The following is a 15432-nucleotide window of genomic DNA, read 5'->3' as shown; positions in this document are numbered from 1 at the left end:
CGCTATCCGCTCATCCAGTCCCGCCAGCCGGCCAGTACCCCGTCCAGCCCGGTGCCCAGGGTGTCGGCCACCGCCACCGCCACGTCCGGGTGCCCGGGCTCGCTGGCCCGCACGTACAGCGCTTTGAGCGTGGCCGGGCCGTAGCGGGCGGCGATATAGCGGCTGAACCACCAGGCCCGGTCGTAGGCGGCAGAGCGCTGTGGCCCCACGGCGTCCAGGTCGGCGTCGGTGGGCAGCCGCGCCAGCGTGGCCGCGGCGCCCGGCCCGGGTACCGGAGTGGCCGGCCGCCCCACATAATCGGCGACCCCCTCGGCGAGCCAGCGCGGGGCGTCGGCAGCGGTGTGTGCCCGCGCCGCATAGTGAAAAAGCTCGTGCCGCAGCACGATCCGCAGGGAGTCCGGACTCATCGCGGCAGCCCCGGGCGCGAACACGATTCCGTCGGCGGTGGTCGCGGCCGCGATATCGGGACCGTCGAAGCCCAGCACCCGGAACTGCTCATCGGTCTCGGTCGCGATCACGACGATATCCCGCGGCCAGTCCGGTCCCCAGAATGCGGTGACGGCCGCCGCGGCGGCGTCGAGTTCGCCGGCGATCCGATCCAGCAGCGGCTGGGTGCGGGCGCCGCCGAGACCGCGCAGGTGTGCGGTGCGGCCGTCAGAGAGGGGCAAGGCCAAGGGCAGCGGCTGCGTATCGGCCGCGGCCGGCGCTGTCGATGACGTGGCCGGCGGGCCACCGGGCTGCTGGCACCCGGCCGACAGGACCCCGACAACCAGGAGCAGGAGGGCCGCCGCCCGCCGGGTCAGGTCAGTAACGGCGGACGTTGTAGATCGGCGCGTTGTTGACCGGCGCGACGCGGACGGGCACACCGAAGGTCGATGCGTGCACCATCATGCCGTCGCCGATGTAGATGCCGACGTGGGAGGCATCCGAGTAGTAGGAGATGACGTCACCGGGCTGCATCTGGTCGGTCGAGACCGGCTGGCCACCGGCGGCCTGCGCGTAGCTGGAATGCGGCAAGGAGACACCGGCCTGCTGGAAGGCCCACTTGACCAGTCCGGAGCAGTCGAAGGCGCCGGGCCCCTCGGCACCCCAGGAGTAGGGCGAACCGATCCGGGTCAGCGCGGCCTGCACGGCGGCCATGCCCTCGTTGGTACCGCTGACACCGGGCACCACCGCACCGTCCGGCGGCGGCGCCATATCGCCGGGCGGGATGCCCTCCGGGGGCGCGGCGAGGATGGCGGGATCCTGTCCCGGCAACGCTGCGGGCGGCGGCACGTCGGCCGGCGCCGGCGCGGCGGGCGCGGGCGGAATGGCGGCCAGCGCCTCTCGCTGCGCCGGGGTGAGCACCTGGTACTGGGACTTGACGACGGCGATCTGGACCTGCAATTTGCTTTGCTTGGATTGCAGATCTGCGCGCACCGCGGCGGCCTGCTCGGCGGCCGTCTTGGCATCGGCGGCCGACTGCGCCGAGGCCGTCTCGGCCTGCGCGGCCCGCAGGCTGGTGGTCCGGAAGTTCTGCATCTGCGCCGACATCTCGGTGGCCATCACCCGCTGCACGGCGAGCTGGTCGATCAGCCCCTGCGGCGAACTGGCGGTCAGCATGGCGTCCAGGCCGTCCGTCCGGCCACCCATGTACTGGGCGGCAGCAACCCTGTTGACCGAGGTCTGGAACGTTGCCAGCGCAGCCTTGGCGGTATCGGCGGCGGCGAGGTCGGATGCGTGCTTGGCCTCAGCGGCATGCTGCGCTGCCAGCTTGTTGTCCAGATCCAGCTGTGCCGCGTGCATGGCCTCGGTGGTCGATTCGGCCTGCCGAGAAAGTTCGTTGAGCTTTGCCAGCGCATCGTCGGCCGGATCGGCGTGCACACCCCCGGCAAGGAGGCTACCGAGGACGGTCAGGCTCGCTAACGCACCGACTAGGGCTCTCTTGACGCCACGCTTTGGTCGGTGTGTGCGATCAGGCCTCAAGGTTTTGCGTCCTTAAACTGCTTACGATCCGCTCGAACTCAATTAGGTCTCAGACAGGTTACGAAACGGCATCGAGCTTGTCCAACAGGAGACGCAAATTTAACAGTCCGTCGGGATGAATTTTTGCCTCCGCAGAGTGTGCGTGTCATCACGCCACACCTGTTCTACCACCTCTGTCCTCCGACCGTCGGATCGGCACCAGCCTCAGCCGCGGCGCCAGACCGGCGTCGGCCAGCACCTCCAGCGCCCGACGTTCGTCGTCCAGCAAAGTTTCAGGAACACCGAGCAGCACGCTGACCACACAGTCCTGACATCCGGGACCACGCACCGCGCAGTCATCGCAGTCGATCACCACCGTGCCGGTGTCCGGGTCCGGACCGGCACTCGGATCCGGCCGGCGGTCCCCGGTCTCCCCGGTTGGCTGCTCTACAGGCTTCACGGCACGCCCTCTCATATCTTTCTTTCGGTCAGCGATGACTTTCTCGCTCTGTGCCGCACCGTAACGAGGGGTACCGACAGATCCCGCCGCTCGTCGGTGTACCCAGATACCGTCACCCCTGTGTCGCAGCTGAGCTTCGCCGATGTCGAGCCGCTCGCCGATATCGCGCTGGCCGACACCACCTTCGTCGTGGTCGATCTGGAGACCACCGGCGGACGGGCCGCCGGCGACGGCCATGACGCCATCACCGAGATCGGCGCGGTCAAGGTGCGCGGCGGTGTGGTGCTCGGTGAACTGGCCACGCTCGTCGACCCGGGCCGGGCCATCCCGCCGCAGATCGTCGCGCTGACCGGCATCACCTCGGCGATGGTGCACGACGCCCCGCGGATCGACAGCGTGCTACCGGCCTTCCTGGAGTTCGCCCGCGGCGCGGTGCTGGTGGCCCACAACGCCGGGTTCGACATCGGGTTCCTGCGGGCCGCGGCCGAGCGGCTGGGGCTCACCTGGCCGCGCCCGCCGGTGCTGTGCACCGTGCGACTGGCACGCCGGGTGCTCACCCGCGACGAGGCGCCCAGCGTCAAGCTCTCGGCGCTGGCCCGGCTGTTCGGCGCCGCCACCACCCCCACCCACCGCGCGCTCGACGACGCCCGCGCCACCGTCGACGTGCTGCACGGTCTCATCGAGCGGGTCGGCAACCAAGGTGTGCGCACCTACCCGGAACTGCGCGCGTACCTGCCCGACAAGGCCGCACCCCAGCGCCGCAAGCGCCATCTGGCCACCGGCATTCCCGGCAAGCCCGGGGTCTATCTGTTCCGCGGCCCGGGCGACGAGGTGCTCTACATCGGCACCGCGGTGGACCTGCACCGCCGGGTCAGCCAGTACTTCACCGGAGCCGACCCCCGCACTCGCATGAAAGAGATGGTGGCGCTGGCCACCCGTGTCGACCACGTCGAGTGCGCGCACGAGCTGGAGGCCGGGGTGCGTGAGCTGCGGCTGCTGGCCGCGCACGCACCGCCGTACAACCGGCGCTCCAAGTTCCCCCGCCGGTGGTGGTGGATCGTGCTCACCGATGAGGCGTTTCCGCGTTTCTCGGTCGTCCGGGCACCGCGCAGCGCCCGCGCGCTCGGCCCGTTCAGCGCGCGTGGCGACGCCGCCGAGACCGCGGAGATCCTGGCCCGCGGGACGGGTGTGCGCACCTGTACGGCGCGGCTGTCCCGAACCGCCGCGCACACCTGCGCCGACCACGAACTGGCCCCGTGCCCTGCCCCGCGCGGCGCCGACGCCGCCGGCTACGCCCCGGCACCCCGGGCGGCCGCCGCGCTCATCGAGGGCACCGACAGTTCGGCGTTCGGCACCCTGCTGGCCCAGATCGACGCGCTGGCCGGCCTGCACCGGTACGAGAGTGCCGCCCGGTTGCGCGACCATACGGCCGACGCGGTGGAGGTGGTGTGCCGCGGCCAGCGGCTGCAGGCGTTGGCCGCCGTCGACGAACTGGTCGCCGCCCGGCCCGACGGCCGCGGCGGCTGGGAGCTGGCGGTCATCCGGCACGGACAGCTGGCGTCGGCCGGATGTGCGCGCCGCGGCGTACCCCCGATGCCCGTGGTGGACGCCATTTGCGCTGCGGCACAGACGATTCTGCCGGAATCGGCACCACTGGGCGGGGCTCTGGTCGAGGAGACCGGACTGATCGCCCGCTGGCTGGCCGGTCCCGGCGTGCGCATGGTGCGCGCCCAACCCGGCTATGCCAGCCCCGTCGGGTCCGCCGCCCGCTGGGCCGACTGGGCCGCGGCGGCCCGGTCGGCCCGGCTGGCGGCACAGCAGCAGGACGGCGCCGGCCTCGCCGACGACCGGTTCGGAATCGACCCGCCGGCCCGAAAGACCGCTGCCGTCAAGCTTTCTGGGTGAACCTGGCCCACTTGGCCAGCAGCTGCTCGGCCGCACCGGAATCGATCGCCTCGGCGGCACGACGCAGACCGGTCTCCCAAGCCGGGACCCACTTGGCGTCGCCGGACAGTCCGGCGTGCGCCACCATCGCGCCGGCCGCATTCAGCACGACCGCGTCACGCACGGGCCCCGTCGCCCCGCCCAGCACCGAGCGCACCGACGCGGCATTGGCCTCGGCGTCCCCGCCGATGAGCTCGCTGAGATCGGCCCGCTGGAAGCCGAACGCGGCGGGGTCGAGCGTCAGCCGCTCCACCGTGCCCGCCTGCACCCGCCAGATGGTGCTGGTCGTGGTGGTGGTCAACTCGTCGAGACCGTCGTCGCCGTGCACCACCAGCACGCTGGATCCCCGCGCGGCGAATACCCCGGCCATCACCTCGGCCAGGTCCCCCCAGGCGCAGCCGATCAATCCGGCCCTCGGCGAGGCCGGATTGGTCAGCGGGCCGAGCAGATTGAACACCGTCGGCACCCCGATCTCGCGGCGCACCACCGAGGCGTGCCGGTAGGACGGGTGGAACTGCGGAGCGAAGGCGAAGCCGATACCGACCTCGCTCAGACTGCGCGCCACCTCCTCGGGCCCCAGGTCGATGCGGACGCCGAGGGCTTCGAGGGTGTCGGCACCGCCGGACAACGACGAGGCCGCCCGGTTGCCGTGCTTGATCACCGGCACACCGGCCGCGGCGACGACGATCGAGGCCATCGTGGACAGGTTCACCGTGTTGGAACCGTCGCCCCCGGTGCCGACGATGTCGACGGCGTCGTTACCGACCGCACCCGAGGGCAGCCGCCGGGCGTGTTTGAGCATCGTGTCGGCCAGTTCACGGACCTCGGCGGAGTTGGGCCGCTTCATCTTCATCGAGACGGCGAACCCGGAGATCTGGGCGGGTGTCGCGGCGCCGGTCATGATCTGGTCCATCGCCCAGCCCGCTTGCCCCCGGAGCAGATCCTGGTGTGTCGTCAGCCGGCCCAGAATCTGAGGCCACGTGGTGGTGTCGAGTTGCGGTTCTGCGGAAGGCACCAGGTGATGCTATCGCCCGGTCGGGCACGCTCCCGCGGCCCGATCACGAGACAGGTATGACACGTACCCGACCCGAGCCCGACACGATCGAGACCAATTCGGAACCCGGGTGGAGTTAATCAACTACAAAGCGTCATACTTGCACCTGTGACGAGCGCTGTAGGGACCTCCGGAACCGCGATCACATCTCGCGTACATTCGCTGAACAGGCCAAACATGGTCAGTGTCGGCACCATCGTCTGGCTTTCCAGTGAACTGATGTTCTTCGCTGGTCTGTTCGCGATGTATTTCACTGCGCGGGCCCAAGCACACGGCGTCTGGCCGCCGCCCCCCACAGAACTGAACCTGTGGCTGGCCGTGCCCGTCACCGCCGTGCTGATCGCCTCATCGTTCACCTGCCAGATGGGCGTGTTCGCGGCGGAGCGCGGTGACGTGTTCGGGCTGCGCCGGTGGTACCTGCTCACGCTCCTGATGGGCGCATTCTTCGTCGGCGGCCAGGGCTACGAGTACATCCACCTCGTCGAGCACGGCACGACCATCCCGGGCAGCGCCTACGGCTCGGTCTTCTACCTGGCGACGGGCTTCCACGGGTTGCACGTCATCGGCGGTCTCGTCGCGTTCGTCTTCCTGCTCGCGCGAACCCGGATGAGCAAGTTCACGCCGGCTCAGGCCACGGCCGCGATCGTCGTCTCGTATTACTGGCATTTCGTCGACATCGTGTGGATCGCGTTGTTCGCCGTCATCTACTTCGTCCGATGACCGGCTCGCCGATGAGAAGGGGTTCGATGACCACCAAGTCACGCCGTCGGTTGCACCGGCGCCTGTCAGCGGCAGTGCTGCTGCTGGTCGGCCTCGGTGCCGCGGGCGCCGTCGCGGCCACGCTGACCCCCACCCCGCAGGTGGCGGTCGCCGACGAGTCACAGTCGGCACTGCTGCGCACCGGCAAGCAGCTGTTCGACACGTCCTGTGTCAGCTGCCACGGTGCCAATCTGCAGGGTGTGCCCGACCGCGGCCCGAGCCTGATCGGTGCCGGCGAGGCGGCCGTCTACTTCCAGGTCTCCACCGGCCGTATGCCGGCGATGCGCGGCGAGGCCCAGGCCCCGCGCAAGGACCCGGTGTTCGACGAGCACCAGATCGACGCGCTGGGCGCCTACGTCCAAGCCAACGGCGGCGGCCCTGTCGTACCGCGGGATGCCAACGGGCACATCGCCGACGAGTCACTGCTCAATGGTGACGTCGCGCGCGGTGGCGACCTGTTCCGGCTGAACTGCGCGTCCTGCCACAACTTCACCGGCAAGGGCGGTGCGCTGTCCTCCGGTAAGTACGCCCCCGATCTCGGTGAGGCGTCCAAGGTCCCGGCGCAGGTGTTCACCGCGATGCTCACGGGTCCGCAGAACATGCCGAAGTTCTCCGATCGTCAGCTCTCCCCCCAGGAGAAGGTCGACATCGTCAGCTACGTACGGGAGGCTGCGGCCACCCCCAGCCCCGGCGGCTACGGACTGGGTGGATTCGGTCCGGCGCCTGAAGGTATGGCGATCTGGATCATCGGAATGGTGGCCGCGATCGGTGTCGCGATGTGGATCGGAGCCCGCGCATGAGCGCCAACACCCCTGACATACCGACCGACGCCCAGCTGGCCGAGATGTCGCGTGAGGAGCTCCTGGAGCTCGGCGGCAAGCTCGACGGCGTCGAGATCGTCTACAAGGAGCCGCGCTGGCCCATCGAGGGCACCAAGGCCGAGAAGCGGGCCGCGCGCACCGTCTCGTACTGGCTGCTGTTCGGTGGGTTCGCCGGTCTGGCCCTGCTGCTCATCTTCTTGTTCTGGCCCTGGGAGTACCAGCCCTACGGGTCCAAGGGCGAGTGGGCCTATTCAATGGCCACTCCCCTGTACGGCCTGACGTTCGGGTTGTCGATCCTGGCGATCGGTGTCGGCGCTGTGCTCTACCAGAAGAAGTTCATCCCGGAAGAGATCACCATCCAGGACCGCCATGACGGCGCCTCCCCGGAACTGCACCGCAAGACCATCGCCGCCAACCTGAGTGACGCCCTGGAGACGTCGACCATCAAGCGGCGCAAGCTGGTCGGGCTCTCGTTGGGCATCGGCCTCGGCGCGTTCGGGCTCGGCACCCTGGTCGCCTTCGCCGGCGGTCTGATCAAGAACCCGTGGAAGCCGGTGGTGCAGACCGCCGAAGGCAAGAAGGCTGTGCTGTGGACCTCGGGCTGGACCCCGCGGTTCACCGGCGAGACGATCTTCCTGGCCCGTGCCACGGGCCTGCCCGGCGAGTCGCCGTTCGTGAAGATGCGCCCGGAGGACATCGACGCCGGCGGTATGGAGACGGTGTTCCCGTGGCGCGAATCCGATGGTGACGGCACCACGGTGGAATCGCACGAGAAGCTCGGCGAGATCGCCCTGGGTGTCCGCAACCCGGTGATGCTCATCCGCATCAAGCCCAATGACATGCACAAGGTGGTCAAGCGGCAAGGCCAGGAGAGCTTCAACTTCGGTGAGCTGTTCGCGTTCACCAAGGTGTGCTCGCACCTGGGCTGCCCCTCGTCGCTGTACGAGCAGCAGACCTACCGCATCCTGTGCCCGTGTCACCAATCGCAGTTCGATGCACTGCATTTCGCGCGGCCGATCTTCGGTCCGGCCGCACGGGCGCTGGCACAGCTGCCGATCACCATCGACAAAGACGGCTATCTGGTCGCCAATGGCGACTTCATCGAACCTGTCGGCCCGGCATTCTGGGAGCGCAAATCATGAGCCCTGACCTTGCCAAGCTCGCCGCCCACCAGGGCGACGCGATTGACTCGCGGTTCCATCCCTCCGCCGCGGCCCGCCGCCAGCTGAACAAGGTGTTCCCCACCCACTGGTCCTTCCTGCTGGGTGAGATCGCGCTGTACAGCTTCATCGTCCTGCTGATCACCGGTGTCTACCTGACGCTGTTCTTCGATCCGTCGATGGCCGAGGTCACCTACAACGGCGTCTATCAGCCGCTGCGCGGTGTCCAGATGTCGCGGGCCTACGAGTCGGCGCTGGAGATCAGCTTCGAGGTGCGCGGCGGCCTGTTCGTCCGCCAGATCCACCACTGGGCGGCACTGCTGTTCGCGGCGTCGATCATGGTGCACATGGCCCGCATCTTCTTCACCGGTGCGTTCCGCCGCCCGCGTGAGGCCAACTGGGTCATCGGCTCGCTGCTGCTGATCCTGGCGATGTTCGAGGGCTACTTCGGTTACTCGCTGCCCGACGATCTGCTGTCCGGCATCGGCCTGCGTGCCGCGCTGAGCTCGATCACCCTGGGTATCCCGGTCATCGGCACCTGGATGCACTGGGCGCTGTTCGGCGGTGACTTCCCCGGGAACATCATCATTCCGCGCATGTACGCCCTGCACATCCTGCTGATCCCGGCGATCATCCTGGCGCTGATCGCCGCGCACATGATGATCCTCTGGTTCCAGAAGCACACCCAGTTCCCCGGCCCCGGCCGCACCGAGAACAACGTGGTGGGCGTGCGCGTGATGCCGGTCTTCGCGGTGAAGTCCGGTGCGTTCTTCGCCATCATCACCGGCATGCTGGGGCTGATGGGCGGCCTGCTGCAGATCAACCCGATCTGGCAGCTCGGCCCGTACAAACCGTCTCAGGTGTCCGCGGGTAGCCAGCCCGACTTCTACATGATGTGGACAGAGGGCCTGGCGCGTATCTGGCCGCCCTGGGAGTTCTACCCGTTCGGCCACACCATCCCCGCGGTGTTCGGTGTCGCGGTCCTGATGGGTGTGATCTTCGGTCTGCTGATCGCGTGGCCGTTCCTGGAGAAGAAGTTCACCGGGGACGACGCCCACCACAACCTGCTGCAGCGTCCACGTGACGCACCGGTCCGCACGGCCATCGGCGCGATGGCGATCTCGTTCTACATGCTGCTGACGCTGGCGGCGATGAACGACATCATCGCGCTGAAGTTCCACATCTCGCTGAACGCGACGACGTGGATCGGCCGCATCGGCATGGTCGTGCTGCCCGCGATCGTCTACTACATCGCCTACCGCTGGGCGATCGGTTTGCAGCGCAGCGACCGCGCGGTGCTCGAGCACGGTATCGAGACGGGCATCATCAAGCGGCTGCCGCACGGTGCCTACATCGAGCTGCATCAGCCGCTCGGCCCGGTCGACGACCACGGACACCCGATTCCGCTGGAGTACCAGGGCGCAGCGCTGCCCAAGAAGATGAACAAGCTGGGCTCCGCCGGAGCGCCGGGTACCGGCAGCTTCCTGATCCCCGATCCCATCGAGGAGAACGATGCGCTCGCCGAGGCGGCCCACGCCGCCGAGCACAGGGCGCTGACCGCCTTGCGGGAGCATCAGGGCACCGGTAGCAACGGATCCAACGGGCACCACTAGAAGTACGAAGCGAAGGGCCCGCACAGCGAAAGCTGTGCGGGCCCTTCTGCTTTGGCGGACCACCACTCCCCTCCCCCGGGGTGGGAACGCTACTGCGCGGTGACGTGGGTGCGCGCGTGGGCGACGGCCTCATCGAGGTCGTCGACCAAGTGATTCTCGTGCCGCAGGGCCTCGATGACCCCGACATTGGTGAGCAGCTCTCGATGCTCGGGACGGATGCCCTTGATGATGACGGTGATACCGCGGGATTCGAGTTCACGCGCGATCTCGGCCAGGGTGTTCGCGCCGGTGGCATCGAGCATCCCCAGTTGGGACAGCCGGATGATCACCACCGAGGTGTCGGGGTGGCGGTCATCGATGATGGTGGCCGAGATCCGTTCTGCGGCACCGAAGAACATCGCACCGTCGAGCCGGAGCAGCGCGATCCGTTCGTCACCGGGTTGGGCCGGGCCGGGGAGGTCCTCCCGGGTGACGCTGCTGCGTCGGGCCAGGCTGCGCAGCGCGAACACGGCGGTGACGGCGATACCGATCTCGACGGCTTCGATCAGATCGAAGCAGACGGTCACCAGTGCCGTCAGCGCGAAGGTGACGGCATCGGAACGGGTGGACCGCACAATGCGCGCAATCGTGGGCCACGAGACCATCCGGAATGCGGTCACCATCAGCACGGCCGCCAGCGCAGCCAGCGGGATCGCCCCGACCGGACCGCTGACCAGGTAGACCACCGCCAGCAGCAGCACCGCGTGCACGATCGCCGCCACCCGGGTGCGCGCGCCGGAGCGCACGTTGACCGCGGTGCGGGCGATCGCGCCGGTGGCGGGCATACCGCCGAATACGCCGGAGGCGATGGAGGCCAGCCCCTGGCCGAACAACTCCCGATTGGGGTCATAGGGCCCGGTCGGTGACATGGTCGCCGCGACCCGCGCCGAGAGCAGAGATTCGATCGCGGCGAGTGCGGCGATCGCCAGGGCGGCCCCGGCGAGGTCGCGCAGCGCCCCCAGGTCGGTGTGCGGCCACACCGGGGTCGGCAGTTGCGCCGGCAGCGCGCCGATTCGGGCGGCCGACAGCCCGCAGACGGCGACCAGGACGGTGGCCGCGATCACGGCCAGCAGCGATGCCGGCACCGCCGGATGCAGCTTCGGCAGGAGCAGCATCAGACCCACGACCAGCGCCACCACCGCCGCCGCAGGGACGGCCGTCGCCGGATCGATCCTGGCCAGCACGGTGGCCGCCGCAGCCAGGGGTGACTCGCCCGGAGGTACCGGTTGTCCGATCGCGGAAGGGACCTGCTGGAGGAAGATGATGACGGCGATGCCGAGGGTGAAGCCCTCGACCACCGGCCAGGGCAGAAACGTCACCGCCCGTCCGAGCCCGGCGATCCCCGCGACCACCACGACGACGCCGGCCAGCACGGTGACCAGGGCGACGCTGCTCACCCCGTACTGGGTGACGATGGGCGCGAGGACCACCGCCATGGCCCCGGTCGGCCCGGACACCTGTACGTGCGAACCGCCGAACACCGCCGCGACCACCCCCGCCACGACCGCGGTGACCAGGCCTGCGGCGGCTCCCACACCCGAACTGATGCCGAAGGCCAGCGCCAGCGGTAGCGCGACCACACCGACGGTGAGACCGGCGAACACATCGCGGCGCCAGGAACGGGACAGGCCGGCGTAGTCACCGCGCCGCGGCAGCAAGCCCAGCACGGCCGGCGCCCACCGGCTCATCAGCGCGTGCCGATGGGGGGCAGTGACTGCACGACATCGAGTTGGTCGCGCCGGGCGGCCAGAGTATCGGTGAGGAAGACCCGGGCGATGCGCAGCAACTCGGCGACCTTGGGGTGCGCCAGCTGGTAGTACACCGCGTTACCCACCCGCTTGCCCTGGACCACGTGGTGGCGTTTGAGTACGGCCAGGTGTTGAGACAGCACGGTCGGCTCGATATCGGTGTCGCCCAGGATGGCACTCACCGGGACCGGGTCGTCGCTCATGGACACGATTTCCAGCACCCGGATACGGGCCGGGTGAGCCAGGGCCTTGAACAGGTTGGCCTTGATCTCATAGAGCGGTCGCTCTGGACCGTCCAGGACATTGTCGGGCACGACGTGCACGCTCCCCTGCAGATTATGGATTGAGTAAATTCGCAATTCATCATATCGCGCATTACCCTGACCAAATGTCCCGTGGTCAGACCTCATCCAGCACGCCGGGCCCCCTGCAGTACGTCGCGTACTGCTACGGCAAACGGTTACCCGACTCGATGCGCGCGTGGGTCGCCCGTGATCTGGCCGGGCCCGGGGCCACGGTGCGGATGATGATCAGGGTCGCCATCCCGGCGATCTTCATCCTGGCGCCCATCTGGTTCATCCCGATGTCGCTGTACCTGCACGCCAGCATGACGCTGCCGATCTTCCTGCCGTTCGTGTACTTCTCGCACGCCCTCAACAAGATCTGGCGCCGGCACATGCTCGTCAAGCACGGACTCGATCCGCACCTGGTCGACGCCCTGTCCCGGAAGAAGAACGCGCACATCCACGAGGCCTACGAGCGGCGGTACGGTCCCCGCACGGGCCCCGCCAGCAGCCACGACGTGTAGCGAGGCTAGGCGGCCTGCGCTCCGGTGACGGCGCGCAGCTCACGCAGAGAGAACCAGGGCACCGCGACCATCCCGACCGTGATGAGCCCGCCCACGATATAGGCAGCCCAGGCCCCGGTGTCCTTGCCCGTCGCCATCAGATAGGTGCCGATGGCCACGGCGAGAACTCCGCCGCCCACCAGACACCCGATGGCGGTGGCGCAGCGCACGTACACCTGGTCGACGATCGCGGGCAGCGCCGGCGGCCTGCCGTCGGAACCCGGGGTGACCGCACGGCGCCGGCCGGCCGGCCGGCCGGCGACGGCCGCGATATCGTCGACCGCCGATCCGGTGCCACCACCGGTCACCGCGCGTGCCGGACGCACGCTGTTGTCCCGGCGGGCCCGGATCAGCAGCGGGATGGCCGCGGCGATGACCGCCGCCGACACCCCGATCACGATGTAGAGCACCCAGGGCGTGTCGGAGCCGGACAGTTCGGCGCGGACCGAACCGCGCCCGTTGCTCAGGTCGACCAGCGCGACGGTGGCCGCGACTCCGGCGCCGAGTGCGAGCAGCCAGATCCCGGCGCAGACCCCGAGCAGGATCCGGTCCAGGTTCTCGGGCCCGGAGAGCTTCCTGTCGCCGGTCATCAGCAGCTCGTCTGCGCGGCGTTACCGGTGTTGGAGGACAACACGGTGCCGTCGCTGGTCGTGATCGAGCAGTTCAGCCGGCTCACCAGGAACAGACTGGAGGCCTGCACGGATCCGACTTCGGACTGCGAGATGGGCGTGACCGTCAGCGACCACGGGATGTACACGTTGCGCTGGGTGCGACTGCGCCCGGACGCGTCGATGTAGGTGACGGTGATGATGTCTCCCGGTGCCTTGGTGCCGGTGACCGAATAGGTCACCTGGCGTGGTCCGGCGGGCGCGGTGCTCGTCGGGGGTGGCGGAGGTGCCGTGGTGGTGACAGGGGGCGGCGCCTCGGTGGTAGCCGGGGGTGGCGGCGGAGGCGGTGGCGGCTCCTGCGTCACCGTGACCGTCTCCGGCGGTGGTGGAGGTGGCGCCTCGGTCGTCGGCGGCGGCTCCGGGCTGGGCGGCGGGGGCGGCGTCGTCGTGGTGATCTCGTCCTGGACCGGTGGCGCCGACTTCGTGGTGGTCGTCGCCGGGGTGGCCAGATTGGTGTTGTCGGTGCGGGTCACCAGCACCGCGACCGAAGCGACCAGCGCGACCGCGGCGACGATGGCCACCACGCCGACCACCCACGGCCAGCGCGGCGGACTGTCCGGCACGTCGTCGGGCGCGGAATCGTAGCTGTCGTAGTCGTACAACGCCGGATCCGGCGGCACGTACGGGGAGCTGACGAACTGCTCGGATTCCGGTGCGGAGTATGCCCGCGAATGGATCTCGGTCTCACCGGTGCTCGGCGCCGGCTCGTCGCCCGCACCGGGTTTGTCCGGTCCTGAAGGCCCGCTCATCTCACACTAACCCTCGGCCTATCCGTCTCGATTACTGCCTCGGCAACACTACCCAACCGTGCGGTCGAGCGGATCAGGCGACGCGGTACGCCAGAGAACTGACGCATGGTTGTGACCTGCGAGACGGGTCAGTGCTTCTCGGGACCGATGTAGTACTCGAAGACCAGGCCACCGGCGGTGAACAGGACGAAGCAGATACCGGCCACGATCAGCCACGGCAGCCACAGTGCGGCGCCGACGGCTGCCGTCGAGAAGGACAGGGCGATCAGGATCGGCCACCAGCTGTGCGGGCTGAAGAAGCCCAGCTCGCCGGCGCCGTCACTGATCTCGGCGTCTTCGTAGTCCTCGGGCCGGGTGTCCAGGCGCCGGGCGACGAACCGGAAGAAGGTACCGGTGATCAGGGTCAGCCCGGTGGTCAGCAGCAGCGCGACCGTGCCGGCCCACTCGACGCCGCCGCGGGCGAACATCGCGGTCAGCACGCCGTAGACGACGGCGGCCAGGGCGAAGAACGCCGTCAGGAACTCGAACAACCGCGCTTCGATATGCATGAGTTGTCCTTACTACTTGCTCGCCTGGGCTGCAGGCACGCCGACCTGCTCGCCGCGCCGCGTGTCGAACGGATGGGTGGTGATCGCCAGCGGATCCTGGTTGATCGCCTGCAGCGCTTCGGCATTGGTCTTGCCGGCCTGCCGCTGCTGCAGGTAGGCCTTGAAGTCGTTGGGCTCCACGACGCGCACCTCGAAGTTCATCATCGAGTGGTACGTGCCGCACATCTCGGTGCACCGCCCGACGAACGCGCCGGTCTCCTGGATCTCGCTGACCTGGAACACGTTGTCGGAGTTGTTCGCCTTGGGGTCGGGCATCACGTCGCGCTTGAAGAGGAACTCCGGCACCCAGAAACCGTGGATCACGTCGGCCGAGGCGATCTGGAATTCGATGCGCTTGCCCTTGGGCAGCACCAGGATCGGGATCTCGGTGGACGTGCCGAGGGTCTCGATCTTGTCGAAGTTCAGGTAGGTGCGGTCCTCGGGGTTCAGGCCGCGGATGGCACCGACGCGCTCCTCGCCGTGCTCGTCCACGCCCTCGGGCTTGGACACCATGGCCGCCTTCTTCTCCGGGTCGGCGCCGTCGTAGCTGAGCGTGCCGTCGCCGAAGGCGATCTTCTGGTAACCGAACTTCCAGTTCCACTGGAAGGCGGTGACGTCGATGACGACCTCGGGGTTGGGGTCCTTGTGCAGCATGCGCTCCTGGACCACCACGGTGAAGTAGAAGAGCACCGAGATGATGAGGAACGGCACCACGGTGAGCACCAGTTCCAGCGGCATGTTGTAGCCGAACTGACGCGGCAGCTCGGTGTCGGTGGCCTTCTTCCGGTGGAAGGCGCTCGCCCAGAAGATGAGCGCCCAGACGATGGCACCCACGACGAACGAGGCGATCACCGACCAGACCCACAGGTCGCGGTTGAGCTTGCCTTCGGGCGTGATACCGGTGGGCCAGCCGAGGCCGAACACCTCCTGCCAGCTACAGCCGCTGAGCAGGATGGTCATCCCGCCCAAGACCAGTGACAACGCCACCAACTTGTACCCGCGAGCGGTCACGTTGGCGCCTCCTATAGAAGTCGGTGGA

16 protein-coding genes are annotated in these 15432 nt (G+C 68.7%); 6 read left to right on the top strand and 10 right to left on the bottom strand.

Going from position 1 to position 15432, the window contains the following annotated elements; translation table 11 throughout:
- Positions 1-2 precede the first annotated feature (2 nt).
- The 3 genes from FHU31_RS22095 to FHU31_RS22085 all read right to left on the bottom strand — a co-directional run bounded on the left by FHU31_RS22095 (position 3) and on the right by FHU31_RS22085 (position 2320).
- Positions 3-803 carry a peptidase gene (locus FHU31_RS22095; RefSeq protein WP_208411298.1) on the bottom strand — a complete coding sequence of 267 codons (801 nt, stop codon included), beginning with the start codon at positions 801-803 and terminating at the stop codon, positions 3-5.
- 1 nt (position 804) lies between these two features.
- Entirely contained in the window at positions 805-1965 is a 1161-nt protein-coding gene (ripC, locus tag FHU31_RS22090; RefSeq protein WP_167162468.1) for a peptidoglycan hydrolase RipC, read from the bottom strand.
- A 148-nt stretch (positions 1966-2113) separates the two neighbouring features.
- Positions 2114-2320 carry a hypothetical protein gene (locus FHU31_RS22085; protein ID WP_167162974.1) on the bottom strand — a complete coding sequence of 69 codons (207 nt, stop codon included), beginning with the start codon at positions 2318-2320 and terminating at the stop codon, positions 2114-2116.
- A gap of 204 nt (positions 2321-2524) precedes the next feature.
- Between FHU31_RS22085 and FHU31_RS22080 the strand changes: the two genes are divergently transcribed.
- Complete coding sequence (locus FHU31_RS22080; RefSeq protein WP_263987747.1) at positions 2525-4309, top strand: DEDD exonuclease domain-containing protein; 1785 nt, start codon at positions 2525-2527, stop codon at positions 4307-4309.
- Here FHU31_RS22080 and trpD read toward each other — a convergent pair.
- Positions 4293-5363 (bottom strand): anthranilate phosphoribosyltransferase, encoded by a 1071-nt coding sequence (gene trpD / locus FHU31_RS22075; protein WP_167162466.1) that lies wholly within the window; start codon positions 5361-5363, stop codon positions 4293-4295. The genes FHU31_RS22080 and trpD overlap by 17 nt on opposite strands.
- 147 nt (positions 5364-5510) lie before the next feature.
- On the opposite strand from trpD, the gene ctaE reads away from it, so the two are divergent.
- Genes ctaE through qcrB form a run of 4 tightly spaced genes read left to right on the top strand, consistent with a single transcriptional unit; the run spans position 5511 to position 9755 of the window.
- Positions 5511-6122 (top strand): aa3-type cytochrome oxidase subunit III, encoded by a 612-nt coding sequence (gene ctaE, locus FHU31_RS22070; protein ID WP_167162464.1) that lies wholly within the window; start codon positions 5511-5513, stop codon positions 6120-6122.
- A gap of 26 nt (positions 6123-6148) precedes the next feature.
- Complete coding sequence (gene qcrC / locus FHU31_RS22065; RefSeq protein ID WP_167162462.1) at positions 6149-6961, top strand: cytochrome bc1 complex diheme cytochrome c subunit; 813 nt, start codon at positions 6149-6151, stop codon at positions 6959-6961.
- Positions 6958-8124, top strand: coding sequence for a cytochrome bc1 complex Rieske iron-sulfur subunit (gene qcrA, locus FHU31_RS22060; RefSeq protein ID WP_167162460.1), 1167 nt, complete (start codon positions 6958-6960; stop codon positions 8122-8124). The genes qcrC and qcrA overlap by 4 nt, the downstream gene beginning before the upstream one ends.
- The gene (gene qcrB, locus FHU31_RS22055; protein WP_167162459.1) at positions 8121-9755 is read left to right on the top strand and encodes a cytochrome bc1 complex cytochrome b subunit; all 1635 of its coding nucleotides are present in this window, start codon (positions 8121-8123) and stop codon (positions 9753-9755) included. Before qcrA ends, qcrB begins: the two co-directional genes overlap by 4 nt.
- Positions 9756-9844: 89 nt before the next feature.
- Here the strand turns inward: qcrB and FHU31_RS22050 are convergent, their stop codons facing one another.
- Positions 9845-11482, bottom strand: a complete 1638-nt coding sequence (locus tag FHU31_RS22050) for a SulP family inorganic anion transporter (protein WP_167162457.1) — start codon at positions 11480-11482, stop codon at positions 9845-9847.
- Entirely contained in the window at positions 11482-11856 is a 375-nt protein-coding gene (locus FHU31_RS22045) for an ArsR/SmtB family transcription factor (protein WP_090354011.1), read from the bottom strand. Before FHU31_RS22045 ends, FHU31_RS22050 begins: the two co-directional genes overlap by 1 nt.
- 74 nt (positions 11857-11930) lie before the next feature.
- Here FHU31_RS22045 and FHU31_RS22040 point away from each other — a divergent pair, with 74 nt between their 5' ends.
- Positions 11931-12350, top strand: coding sequence for a DUF5313 domain-containing protein (locus tag FHU31_RS22040; RefSeq protein ID WP_167162454.1), 420 nt, complete (start codon positions 11931-11933; stop codon positions 12348-12350).
- A 5-nt stretch (positions 12351-12355) separates the two neighbouring features.
- Here the strand turns inward: FHU31_RS22040 and FHU31_RS22035 are convergent, their stop codons facing one another.
- From FHU31_RS22035 to ctaC, 4 genes are all read right to left on the bottom strand, one after another.
- Positions 12356-12979 carry a DUF2561 family protein gene (locus tag FHU31_RS22035; RefSeq protein ID WP_167162452.1) on the bottom strand — a complete coding sequence of 208 codons (624 nt, stop codon included), beginning with the start codon at positions 12977-12979 and terminating at the stop codon, positions 12356-12358.
- On the bottom strand, positions 12979-13806 hold the full coding sequence (locus FHU31_RS22030) for an MmpS family transport accessory protein (protein WP_167162450.1): 828 nt from the start codon (positions 13804-13806) through the stop codon (positions 12979-12981). Before FHU31_RS22030 ends, FHU31_RS22035 begins: the two co-directional genes overlap by 1 nt.
- A gap of 128 nt (positions 13807-13934) precedes the next feature.
- On the bottom strand, positions 13935-14354 hold the full coding sequence (locus tag FHU31_RS22025) for a cytochrome c oxidase subunit 4 (protein ID WP_167162448.1): 420 nt from the start codon (positions 14352-14354) through the stop codon (positions 13935-13937).
- 12 nt (positions 14355-14366) lie between these two features.
- Positions 14367-15404: an aa3-type cytochrome oxidase subunit II gene (ctaC, locus tag FHU31_RS22020; protein ID WP_167162446.1), complete on the bottom strand. Its 1038-nt coding sequence runs from the start codon at positions 15402-15404 to the stop codon at positions 14367-14369.
- Positions 15405-15432 lie beyond the last annotated feature (28 nt).

Origin of the sequence: Mycolicibacterium fluoranthenivorans (assembly GCF_011758805.1) — a bacterium.
Classification (GTDB): Bacteria; Actinomycetota; Actinomycetes; order Mycobacteriales; family Mycobacteriaceae; genus Mycobacterium; species Mycobacterium fluoranthenivorans.
Note: the sequence above shows the minus strand (reverse complement) of the source record. Positions and strands in the feature narration are given on the sequence as shown.

Excerpts from the sequence above, each read along its gene's own strand:
- qcrC (WP_167162462.1), top strand. The coding sequence starts at position 6,149 with ATGACCACCAAGTCACGCCGTCGGTTGCACCGGCGCCTGTCAGCGGCA.
- qcrA (WP_167162460.1), top strand. The coding sequence starts at position 6,958 with ATGAGCGCCAACACCCCTGACATACCGACCGACGCCCAGCTGGCCGAG.
- qcrB (WP_167162459.1), top strand. The coding sequence starts at position 8,121 with ATGAGCCCTGACCTTGCCAAGCTCGCCGCCCACCAGGGCGACGCGATT.
- FHU31_RS22050 (WP_167162457.1), bottom strand. The coding sequence starts at position 11,482 with ATGAGCCGGTGGGCGCCGGCCGTGCTGGGCTTGCTGCCGCGGCGCGGT.
- FHU31_RS22040 (WP_167162454.1), top strand. The coding sequence starts at position 11,931 with ATGTCCCGTGGTCAGACCTCATCCAGCACGCCGGGCCCCCTGCAGTAC.
- FHU31_RS22035 (WP_167162452.1), bottom strand. The coding sequence starts at position 12,979 with ATGACCGGCGACAGGAAGCTCTCCGGGCCCGAGAACCTGGACCGGATC.
- FHU31_RS22030 (WP_167162450.1), bottom strand. The coding sequence starts at position 13,806 with ATGAGCGGGCCTTCAGGACCGGACAAACCCGGTGCGGGCGACGAGCCG.
- FHU31_RS22025 (WP_167162448.1), bottom strand. The coding sequence starts at position 14,354 with ATGCATATCGAAGCGCGGTTGTTCGAGTTCCTGACGGCGTTCTTCGCC.